The 839-nt window shown below is 39.5% G+C and carries 1 protein-coding gene and 1 pseudogene; both read left to right on the top strand.

Annotated features, from left to right (window positions below; genetic code table 11):
* Positions 1-609 (top strand): hypothetical protein (locus ACFIQC_RS09965; protein ID WP_375707143.1); only part of this gene is annotated, 609 nt, incomplete at its 5' end.
* Positions 606-839: pseudogene (locus tag ACFIQC_RS09970) on the top strand (hypothetical protein); the annotation flags it as partial. The gene ACFIQC_RS09965 and the pseudogene ACFIQC_RS09970, both read left to right, overlap by 4 nt.

Here is an 839-nt window from a genome sequence, read left to right on the forward strand (position 1 = left end):
GCAGCCCATAATGCGGTTCAGTTGGCTGATAACAAGAATGATCCACACTATTTTCTGATGTTCCCTCATAGCGATTCGCGCTTGGTAGAGTTGTTCATTGCAGGGTATCAGTATGCTCTAGAAGGTAAGTTGGGTATTTTGACCAATTCGACGAAGAAGTACCAGAATCTGTTGTATAGCCTTGGCAATATAGGATTGCATACTGATGCGCATAGCCGCGGCAGTATGACAGCGGGCAATGGATCGCATGATTTAGAAAAGCATGGTGTTCATGGTATAGCAAAGAAAACAACGATTAATTTCTTTGGACCAGCTTATAATACTCAAAACATGGCAGATACGTTATATATCTTAAGTGATGGAAAGCAGGATTACGTAAACTTGGAAAATCATAAAAATGACTTTGTGGGTACAAAGATTGGCAAAAATCCTTACACTTTTGAGCAAATACCTCCTGGAAGTGGTCCTTGGAAAGAAGCAGGACAAATATTTAAGGGTTATCCAAGTGTTCATGCTTGTTATGGACATCCAAGTGATGCTTGTACAAAGTTCTATGGTTTACCTAATCGTACGCCAATTTATTCAAAATATTCAGGGAGGAAAAAATGAAACAAATCTTGAAATTATTAAGCGGAATAGTTTTGGTTAGTGTAGCTGGATGTAACATTGATAAGCCTTCTCCAGGGGCTCTGAGTATGTGGGAGAAACCTGGTGCAGATTTTACGGAGATAGGAAAAGCATTGTTAGAATGTGGTATGCCAACCCCTTATGATGTTTTTCCAGAAAACCAACAGCAGAGTATTAATGCTAAAGCAACAGTTGATGCTTGCATGGTTCAA

Origin of the sequence: Bartonella sp. AA126HLJHH, from assembly GCF_042197425.1 — a bacterium.
In the GTDB taxonomy this organism is placed as follows: domain Bacteria; phylum Pseudomonadota; class Alphaproteobacteria; order Rhizobiales; family Rhizobiaceae; genus Bartonella.